This window comes from Phenylobacterium sp. (assembly GCF_020402505.1).
In the GTDB taxonomy this organism is placed as follows: domain Bacteria; phylum Pseudomonadota; class Alphaproteobacteria; order Caulobacterales; family Caulobacteraceae; genus Phenylobacterium.
In genome coordinates, this window is sequence record NZ_JADBZL010000081.1 from 1 (window position 1) to 9,958 (window position 9,958).

The following is a 9,958-nucleotide window of genomic DNA, read 5'->3' on the forward strand; positions in this document are numbered from 1 at the left end:
CCTCGACGACGATCTCGAACTGGACTTCGGGTTGGCGACCCTCCGCGAGGGCGAGGGGTTCGACCTGGGCGCCCATGGCCTCGGCCCGCGCGCGGCGTTCCGGATGATCGTCAAGGTAAAGGACGCGTCCCGCCCTCAGGGAGACGGCGGCGCCGGCCGCGTAGAGGCCCACGCTCTGGGCGAGGCCGCCGACCACCAGCACGCTGGCGCCGGGACGCGCTTCAAGCTGTGGGCCCACGGCCCGCCAGCCGTCGGCGATGTTGTCCGAGACGCTGGCCGCAGCGATGGGATCCACCCCTGCGGGCAGGGGGACCAGCATATGGTCGGCGAAGGGGACGCGCATGAGGTCCGAGAGGGCTCCGCCGAACTCTGTGCCTGAGGTCGGCTTCAGGCCGTAGGCGGCGCCGAAAGGATAGGACTCGCAGCTGTTGGTCCACCCGCGGAGGCAGGCGTTGCAGCGGCCGCAGGACAGCTGGAAGGGAACCACCACGACATCGCCGGGTGAGACTCCCGAGCGGGACCCGGCCTCGACGACCCGGGCGATGGTCTCGTGGCCGAAGGCGAAGGGGCCGGGATAGTTCACTACGCCCGCGGCGATGTAGAGGTCCAGGTCGCAGCGCGCGACGACGAGCGGCTTGACGAGCGCGTCGGTGTCGGCCTCCAGCCGGGGCGCGGGGACCTCCCGCCATTCCAGGTTTCCGGGGGAGATGAAGGTCAGCTGGCGCATGGGCGTATCCCTCACGTGAATGTCGAGGGTCCAGAATATCCGGCCCGCACAGGACCCCGGTGTTGAGTTTCATTGATCCAGGTTGAGCCAGATTCAACTGATCCTGTCGCTCCGATAGGCGAATGGATGAATCCCGTTCACCTCGAATGGATCCTTCTCCGGTGTCCGCACGGGACGGAAGTGAGATCGTGCCGGCCTCGGACGACCCGTTCCCCGATGTCCCGGAGGCTCGCGCATGCTGACCAAGATCCTGGCGAAGGCCCTGATACCCTTCGCCGCCCTTTCGACCCTCGGCGCAACGAGGGTGTGCGCAGAGCCGGCGGCGCCCCGCCTCGCCACCGGGCGAAACCTTTACGCCCTCGTCCTGGAGCGTGACCTGCCAGGCTTCGCCCCGCGGCCCATCGTCATCAGCCGGTTCAAGGCCGTGCTGCCGAAGTACGGCGACGTCCCGGGCCTTCGAGCGAAGTTCTTCGTGGTCTCCGACCGGAAGACCTATGGCGGCGTCTACCTCTGGACCGACAAGGCGGCCGCCGACGCCTACCTGGGCAGTCCCCTGCTGGCGGAGATCAGCGCAGGGGCCGCGGGCGAGCGCACCGTCACCCGGTTCGAGATTCCCTTGGCCATAGACGGACCCGCCGCAGGGACCACGGACCTGGGAAAGGGTGATGCGGTCATCCGCATCGTCCGCATCACGCCGCCGGCCGGGACGCCTAGGAGCGCCCTGCTCGCCGGGTTCGAGCAGTCAGTCCCGACCTACGCCGACGCACCCGGCCTCGTCCACAAGTGGTTCTCCATCGCGGAGGACGGCCGGTTCGGCGGCGTCTACATCTTCGCCGACAAGGCGAGGGCCGACGCCTGGTTCAGCCCCGCCTGGTGGGCCAGGGTGCGGGCGACCTACGGCGCCGCCGCCGACGTGCTGTCCTTCGACGCCCCCGTGGTGATCGAGAACTGATCCGGTTCAGGCCTGCGACACGACGTCCGGCGCCCCCGCCAGCACCCGGGGAATCTGCTCGGCGAGGATGTCGAAGGTCCGGCGGACCAGGGGATTGCCGCGGATCTCGCGGTGCACGGCCAGCCAGCAGGGAAGGGGCGGGATCCGCATCGCCGGCAGGACCGGCACCACGCCGGGCAGCCAGGGCAGGTTGTAGGCGGCCAAGAAGCCGATCCCGGCGCCCGCCGCCACCAGCCGGCCATAGGCGACCTGGTCGTCGGTACGCACGAAGAACTGCTCCCGGCCGATCGGCAGGCCCGCCGAGGCGAATCCCCTCACCAGAGCGTCATCCCGATCGTAGCCGACGAGGCGGTGGTGGATCAGGTCGGCCGGCGTATGCGGCGTCCCCGCCCGGGCGAGATAGTCGACGTGCGCGCAAACGACGATGGGAAGGTCCGCCAGCTTTCGCGCCACCAAGGACGCCTGGGCCGGGCGCGCCATGCGTACGGCGATGTCGGCCTCCCGCCGCAGGAGGTTGGTGATCTGGTTGGACGACACCAGTTCGACCCGGATGCCGGGCTCCGCCGCCTGCAGGGCCGCCAGGACGGGTGGCAGCAGGTAGCTGGCCGCCACCTGGCTGGTGGTGATGCGGACATCTCCGCTCGTCTCGGCGCGCGCCCGGGTCAGGCGATGGCGCAGACGCTCGGCCCCCTCCTGCATGGCCCGGGCGTCGTCGGCGATCGCCAGGGCGAGGGCGGTGGGCGCGGTCCCGCGCCCGGTGCGCTCGAACAGGGGGGCGCCCAGCTGGGCCTCCAGCATGGCCACCTGACGGGACAGGGTAGGCTGGTGCGCCCCCAGCCGCTTGGCCGCAGCGCTCATGCTGCCGGCGTCCAGAACGGCCAGGAAGCTCCGGACCAGGGTCCAGTCAAAGCCATCGAGGCGGGGATCGTTCAGGGTCGAAGTCATACGGAATCATATACCTCACTTACTCACATCACCAATGGACGGATAGCCAGGACAGGCGCAGTCTGGTCGCCATCGGCCCGCAACAGGAGCTTGCCATGACCCGCCGCACCGTCCTTGTCCTGGGCGCCAACGGCCGCTTCGGCGCCGCCGCCGTGAAGGCCTTCGCCGACGCAGGGTGGCGGGTCCTGGCTCAGGCCCGTCGCCCTCAGGCCGCGCTTCCGCCCGGCGCCGAGGCCCTGACGCTCGCCCTCGGCGATACGGAGGCCCTGGCCGCCGCCGCCACGGGCGCCGAGGTCGTCGTTCACGCCGTGAACCCGCCCTACACGGACTGGGAGACCCAGTTGATGCCCCTGGGTCGCCAGGGCATGGATGTGGCTGAGCGTCTCGGCGCCCTCTTCATGCTGCCGGGAAATGTCTACGCGTACGGCGAGGCCATGCCCGCCATGTTGTCCGAGGACACGCCCGAGCGCCCCAGCAACGCCAAGGGCCGCCTGCGCGCCGCCCTCGAAGGCGAGATGCGCGCCCGCGCCGAGGCCGGTCGCCTCCGCGCCGTCGTCCTGCGCGCCGGGGACTTTTACGGCTGCGGCGAAGGCTCCTGGCTCGACCTGTCGATCGCCAAGGACCTGGCCAAGGGGCGGCTGGTCTATCCCGGCCCCCTGAACCTGCCGCACGCCTGGGCCTACCTGCCCGACCTCGCCCAGGCCTTCGTGGCGGTGGCCGAGCGGTCGGCCCGGGATGGGGCGCCGGCCTTCGAGACCCTGCACTTCGCCGGCCACACCCTGACCGGGGGCCAGTTCCTGGACCTCCTTGAGGCCGCCGCCACCGACATCGGCGCAGCCCCCGCAGGCCGCTTTCGGCGGGGCGGCATGCCCTGGGCCCTGATCCGGTTGATGGGCGTCTTTGTCCCGACCCTCAAGGCGGTGGCCGAGATGAGCTACCTCTGGCGGGTCCCCCACGCCCTGGAGGGCGCCCGCCTGGCGGCCCGGGTGGGAGGGCTGCCCGCCACCCCGCCGCGCCAGGCCCTGGGCCAGGCCCTCCGCGACCTCGGCATTGGCGACCTCGCCCCCGCGCGCTGACGCGTCCGCCCGCTCCCTGAAAGTCTCTCACAGAAGGCCATGCCCATGCCAACCTCAGAAACGTCCGCCCCGACGCCCTCCCGCACCCTCTGGCTCGCCGCCGGGATCGTCCTGCTCCTCCAGGGCTTCAGCATCTTTGCGCCCATGGTCGTGCTTGGCGGGGCGATCCAGTGGCCGGACAGCCTCGATTACCCGCCCGCCCAGATGCTGCCCCTGCTCCTGGAGCAGATCGACGCCGTGCGGCTGGGCTACGGGCTCTATCTCGGCTACTCGCTGCTCTTCCTGGTGACCGGCGTCCTGACCATTCGACTGGCGTCCCGGCCGGGTCCGCTCGGAACCCTCGGGCTTATCGCCCTGGGGGCCGTGGCGGTTTCGACGCTCGCCCGGGCGATCGGCATCATTCGCTGGCTCACCGGCAGTACGGCCCTTGCGGAAGCCTATTCCGCCCCGGGCCTTTCGGCGGATGCGCGCACGGCGATCGAGGCGACGCAGGGCGCCATCAATTCCTGGGGCGGCGCCATCGGCGAGGCGCTGGGGGTTGCGGGCTTTGCGGCGATCTGGGCCATCGCGGTCAGCCTGCTGATCCTGCGCGACCGCCAGCTTCCAGCCTGGGCGGGCCTTGCGGGCCTTGCGGCGGGCGTTCTTGTCGCCCTTCCCGGTCTCGAACTCTTCGGGATCGCGCCGCCGGTCTCGATCGTGCTCTCGACCACCGGAATCCAGCTCTGGTTCATGGCCCTCGGCCTGCTGTTCCTCTGGCGCGGGGTGCGGCGCGCGTCGTAGGGGCAAGAAAGAGCGCCAACGAAAAGGGTCCCCGGCGCGCCGGGGACCCTTCACCTGACCGCCGGTGGGCGGATCGGATCAGAAGCGGTACTGCACCTCCACGCCATAGATGCGCGGAGGCGTCAGCTCGTAGTTCCGGGCCCCGTTGGCAAACCGGTCTGACGCCACCGTGGCGCTGTTGTTCCGCTGCGCCGCACCCACCGCGGCGGCGTAGCCGTCTTCATCAAAGACGTTCTTGACGTAGGCGATGATGGTGTACTTGCCGCCGGTCGGCATCCACAGCGCCCTCAGGTCCACCTGATCCCAGGCCGGCGCCGAGTCGAACTCCCGGGCGAAGACCGTCGCATAGGACTTCGACCGACGCAGATAGGTCGCGCCGGCGACGAGGTTGCCGCCGTCCAGAGCGAAGGTGTAGGTGCCGTTCACCGCCACCTTGTGTTCCGGCGCCTGAGGCAGGGCGCTGCCGACGACGCTGACCGCCCCGGTATTGACATTGTCGTTCACGTTGACGAGCGGGACGCTCTCGGTGATCTCGGTCGGGTTCCAGCCATAGTCCAGAGTGAGGCGGAGGGCGTCCACCGGCCGCCAGATCCCGCTGAACTCGACCCCGTAGGACTCCGACTTCGCGATGTTCACGAACTGGGTGACGTTGGTCGCGCCCACCCGCACGGCCACCGGCGCCTGGAGGTCGCGGTAGTCGAGGAAGAAGGCCGCCAGGTTGAGCTGGAACCTCTCGAAATCCTTCTTGAAGCCGATCTCATAGGAGTTGACGGTTTCTTCGTTCGCCTTGGGGACCGCGAGGAACCCGCCGGCCGAGAAACCGAACGCCTTGTAGCCGCGGCTGTAGCGGGCATAGGCCATGGTGTCGCTGTCCGGCTCCCACTGGACGCCAAGGGTGCCAGTGATGGCGTCGGACGAGCCCTCGAGGTTGCGGCGCGCGAAGCCCGTGGCCGGATCGATCACGTACTGGCGCACCACGCCATTGGTGGTGATGGCGGGCGAACTGACGCCCGGGATCAGACCGGCGTTGCTCTTGGGCGCGAGGGCGTCCGTGAGGTCCATGGCCCCGTTGCCCAGGCCATTGAGGCCCGCGAGCCCCGGGATCCCAAAGACCGGAGCCAAACGCGCCAGGGAATTCAGGTCGCCGAGCAGGCTACCCCAGTTGGCTGCCGTACCCGGTCCGAAAGCGCCGAGGCCCAGAGCGGGGTAGAGGCCCGGATAGCACACGTCCGAGTTACAGACGATGCGCCTGTACTCCGTGCCGGACTTCCTGTCGTCCGTATAGCGCAGGCCAGCGGTGAACTTCAGAGAGACCGTCATCTGGTAGTCGATCTGTCCGAACACCGCCTTGCTTTCCGTGGTCAGGGCGTACTGACCTGTCGACCAGAAGCCCTGGGGGTTGGCAGCGGCGCCCAGGATGGGAGTCTGCAAGGTCGAAGGACCGACCAGATAGAAGTCTGCCGTACTTCCCGTTCCGAAGTACTGTTGATTGTAGTAAAATCCTCCGACAATCCATTGGAGCGGGCCGTCGTTTGTCGAAGAAAGGTTAATTTCGTGACTGTACCACTTCTGATATTCGAAATAATGATATCCGTTATTGGCATTGACAGTCAGAGGGGTGCAGTTAACCGGTGACAGACCCGCCGAGAACAGCCCGCCGACAGTCCCGCAGATGGATCCTGGCGCCAGAGGAATCTGATAGGATTCGACAGCTGTGAAATCCGAATCTCCGTAAAGATCGTACTTATACTCCTGGTATCCTCCGACATACTTCACGTCGAACGTGGGCATGCGATAGACAAAGTTGGTGGTGAAGAGATTCACGCCGCTCAGCCGAACCCGCTGCGGGATGTTCGTGCTGAACGTCCGGTTGTCCACCAGCGCCGGGTTGGAGGTGGAGGTCGCGCCGTTGAACTGCTTCAGGCTGCCCGGAACGATTCCGTTCAGGCCGGTCTCCTTGGTGAGGCCGTGGGCCGAAGCGAAGACGATGGAATAGTTCGGATCCAGGCGACCGGTAGAGAACTCGTCGCCACGATAGCCTGAACGCGCGCCAGGGCCGCCGCGATTATGCCAGGCCAGCTTCCTGTAGGCCGCCCACAACTCGGCGTTCTCACCCAGGTCAGCCTCGAACTGGACCTGAAACTGATATTCGTCACGCAGGGCGCCCTCGTCGGGCAGGCCCGGGGTCACGTTCTTGAAGTAGCCGTCCTTCTGGTCGAGCTTGTAGCCCGAGAACCGCATTCTCAGGCCCTCGGCTATGGGACCGGAGATGGCCACCTGCAGATTCGTGAAGTTGAAATTCTCGATGATCCCGCGGACTTCGGCATAGGGCTCCTTGGTCGGCCGCACCGAGATCGTATTGACCGTGCCGCCGATGGCGTTACGGCCGTAGAGCGTGCCCTGCGGACCCCGAAGGATTTCCACCCGCGCAACATCCAGCGGCGGGCTGCCTGCCAGCACGGTTGAGGTGGTGAAGAGCCCATCGTTGTAGATCGACACCGCGCCATCCACAGAGTGCACATTGGTGAGTCGGCCGATGCCGCGCATAGATGCGCGGTCATTGGACGACTGATAGACGAAGCCCGGCGTGAAGTTGGTCAGGTCCTGCACGGTCGAGATGCCGACCAGGTCGCGCTGCTGACTGGTAAAGGCCGAGATCGCGACAGGAACATCCTGCAAGCTCTGTTCGCGCTTTTCCGCGGTCACCACCAGCTCGTCGATGGTGTTCATCGCGTTCTGGGCTTGAGCCGAGAGCCCCATCGCGCTGGCCGCGAGAATGCTCGTAGCCAAAAGAAAAGCCTTGGACTGCATCCGCTTGTCCCTCCCCATATTGAATTCCCCAGCACTATTTCCTGTGCGTTCGACCACGCTGGCTGACACCGCAAGGCAAGTCAATCCCATGTCCGGGCTCGCGACAGACCAGAAGGCCGGGCCGTCTGGGAGGACCTGGCGTCGGGCTTTGGGTCGATCATCTTCCAGACCTTCACCGCTGGCTGGGCGACGGAGGGACCCGTGCGGATGACGGCGGAGTCCGGTCCGGCCGCGACGGGGGGCGGCGGCGGTGACGAGAGATTTCGGGTTTGGCGCCTTCAGGCCGTCCGGACGGCGGCCAGGCGGCGGGCGGCCTCGTCTCGCAGACCGCGCTTGAGGATCTTGCCCGAGGCGATGCGCGGCAGGGGTTCCGGGGAGACTTCGATGTAGCGGGGGATCTCGAACCGGGCGAGGTGGTCCTTGAGGAAGTCGCGGATTTCGTCCGGGTCCAGGCCGGGATCGCCGTGGACCGTAGCGCCCACCTCCTCGCCCAGCCGCTCGTCCGGCACGGCGTAGACCGCCGCCTCGTGGATGTGCGGGTGCTTGAGCAGGGCGGCCTCCACCTGGCCGCAGCCGATGTTCTCGCCGCCGCGGATGATCAGGTCCTTGATGCGGTCGACGATGAAGAGGTAGCCCTCGTCGTCCAGGTAGGCCACGTCGCCGGTCCGGAACCAGCCGTCCTCGAAGATCTCGGCGTTCAGCTCCGGCCGGTTCCAGTAGCCGCGGAAGAGGCTGGTCCCGCGGATCAGGAGCTCGCCGCGCTCGCCGGCCGGCAGGGCCTTGCCCTGGTCATCGACGATCTTGAGCTCCAGCACCGCCGAGCAGCGCCCCGAACTGGCCGGGCGGTTGAGGTATTCCTCGCCGCCGATCCCGGTGCCGATGGCGTTGGTCTCGGTCATGCCCCAGCCGGTGTTGGGCATGGCCTGGGCGAAGGAAGAGCCGATCTGGGCCACCTGCTCCGGGGCCCGGGGCGCCCCGCCGCCGCCGACGGTGAGCAGGCTGGAGAGGTCCCGGGATGTCCGCTTGGCCTCGCGCACCAGGTCGCCGGTCATGGCTGCGGGGGCGGTGAAGCTGGTGACCTTCTCGCGCTCGATGATCTCGGCGGCGAGTTCGGCGTCCCACTTGTACATGCAGACCATGGCGCGCTGGGCGCGGTAGCACTGCAGGAAGATGGCGTTGGCGCCGGTGACGTGGAACAGGGGCACGCCCAGGAGGGCGACCGGCTGGCGGGCCGGCGGGACGGGCTCGATCCCCTGCAGGAGGGCGCCGGTCCGCAGGTCCAGCTCCCAGGAGAAGAGGGCCGAGATGATGTTGCGGTGGGAGGAGACCACGCCCTTGGGATGGCCGGTGGAGCCCGAGGTGTAGAAGATGGTGGCGTCATCGTCCGGGGCGATGTCGGCGGCCGGCAGGGTCGCGTCCTTCGCCGCCGCCATCAGGTCCTCGTAGCGGAGGGCCTTGCCGGGCCGGTCCGCGCGGACGGCGATGACGGGCACGTCCAGGTCGGGCGAGCAGCCGGCCAGCCGGTCCAGGCGCTCCTGGTCGGCGACGAAGACCTTCGCGCCGCAGTCCTTCAGGCCGTACTCCATCTCGTCGGACTGCCAGAGGGCGTTCATGGCCACAGCCACGGCGCCGATCGAGGTGGCGGCCTGGTAGGTGATGACCCACTCGGGGAAGTTGCGCATGGAGAAGGCGACCCGGTCGCCCTTGCCGACGCCGAAGCGCGAGACGAGCACGGAGGCCAGGCGCCCGGCGTCGCGGGCGACCTCGGCGAAGGTCATCCGCTCCTCGCCATAGACCAGGAAGGTGGCGTCCGAGACCGCCGCGGCGAACATCTCGCGCAGGGTCGGAGGCGCGTTCACGAAGACCTTCCGCGGATAGCCGCCGATCTCAAGGGTCGCCAGTTCGTAGGGCTGGCCAGGCGCGGTGAGGATGGCCAGGGCCTCGGCGCGGGTGGCGGGCGGGGAAGGGGTTGGGGTCATCTGGGATTCCGGAATCAGAAAAGGAGGCTGGCGAGCTTCCGGCGGTGGAAGGCCGCGTCGCCGAACTGGGCCGCGTGCCAGATGGCGCGACGGCGATAGAGCTGGGCGTCACAGTCCCAGGTGAAGCCGAAGCCCCCGTGGAACTGGATCGAACGGTGCGCCGCCAAGCTGTAGGCAAGGTCGGCCGACGCCTTGGCCATGCGCACGGCGATCTCGCCCGTCCCCTGCTCGTTGAAGCAGTGGGCGGCGCTGTAGAGGTGGGATCTCGCCTGCTCGTAGCGGGTGTAGGCGTCGACGATGGGATGCTTCAGGGCCTGGTAGGAGCCGATCAGCTTGCCGAACTGGGTCCGGGTCCGCAGGTAGTCGAGGGTGTAGTCGATGCAGGCCTGGGTCCCGCCCACCATGTCGGCGGCGGCGAGGAGGTTGGCGGCCAGGTGCAGGTGCTCCAGGGCCGCCCCGGCGCGCTCCAGGTCCAGCAGGCGATCCGCGGCGACGGTGATCCCGTCGAGGGCCAGGCTGAAGGACCGGCGGGTCTCGTCGATCACCGTCTCGCGGCGCAGGGCCCCCTCGGGCAGGTCTTCCGGAGTCAGCAGGACAAGGGCCGGGGCCCCGTCCAGCCGCACGGCGACGATGAGCCGGCGGGCGATGGCGGCGTCGGTGACCAGCACCTTGCGGCCGGAAAGGACGA

The 9,958-nt window shown here is 68.4% G+C and carries 8 protein-coding genes; 3 read left to right on the forward strand and 5 right to left on the reverse strand.

Features of this window, described 5'->3' with window-relative positions; genetic code table 11:
• A partial coding sequence (locus IM632_RS06310) for an alcohol dehydrogenase catalytic domain-containing protein (protein ID WP_296552132.1) occupies positions 1-727 on the reverse strand: 727 nt, incomplete at its 3' end.
• Positions 728-962: 235 nt separating this feature from the next.
• Here IM632_RS06310 and IM632_RS06315 point away from each other — a divergent pair.
• Positions 963-1,679: a hypothetical protein gene (locus IM632_RS06315; RefSeq protein ID WP_296481176.1), complete on the forward strand. Its 717-nt coding sequence runs from the start codon at positions 963-965 to the stop codon at positions 1,677-1,679.
• 6 nt (positions 1,680-1,685) lie between these two features.
• On the opposite strand, the gene IM632_RS06320 is transcribed toward IM632_RS06315, so the two are convergent.
• Positions 1,686-2,624 (reverse strand): LysR family transcriptional regulator, encoded by a 939-nt coding sequence (locus IM632_RS06320; protein ID WP_296481173.1) that lies wholly within the window; start codon positions 2,622-2,624, stop codon positions 1,686-1,688.
• A 95-nt stretch (positions 2,625-2,719) separates the two neighbouring features.
• On the opposite strand from IM632_RS06320, the gene IM632_RS06325 reads away from it, so the two are divergent.
• Together IM632_RS06325 and IM632_RS06330 are read left to right on the forward strand one after the other, a co-directional pair.
• Entirely contained in the window at positions 2,720-3,700 is a 981-nt protein-coding gene (locus tag IM632_RS06325; protein ID WP_296481170.1) for an NAD-dependent epimerase/dehydratase family protein, read from the forward strand.
• Between the two features lie 45 nt (positions 3,701-3,745).
• Complete coding sequence (locus IM632_RS06330; protein ID WP_296481168.1) at positions 3,746-4,480, forward strand: DUF4386 family protein; 735 nt, start codon at positions 3,746-3,748, stop codon at positions 4,478-4,480.
• A gap of 78 nt (positions 4,481-4,558) precedes the next feature.
• Here the strand turns inward: IM632_RS06330 and IM632_RS06335 are convergent, their stop codons facing one another.
• The 3 genes from IM632_RS06335 to IM632_RS06345 all read right to left on the reverse strand — a co-directional run.
• Positions 4,559-7,291, reverse strand: coding sequence for a TonB-dependent receptor (locus IM632_RS06335; RefSeq protein ID WP_296481163.1), 2,733 nt, complete (start codon positions 7,289-7,291; stop codon positions 4,559-4,561).
• A gap of 278 nt (positions 7,292-7,569) precedes the next feature.
• On the reverse strand, positions 7,570-9,270 hold the full coding sequence (locus tag IM632_RS06340) for a class I adenylate-forming enzyme family protein (RefSeq protein WP_296481161.1): 1,701 nt from the start codon (positions 9,268-9,270) through the stop codon (positions 7,570-7,572).
• Positions 9,271-9,284: 14 nt separating this feature from the next.
• The coding region (locus IM632_RS06345; protein WP_296552133.1) for an acyl-CoA dehydrogenase family protein at positions 9,285-9,958 on the reverse strand (674 nt) is incomplete at its 5' end.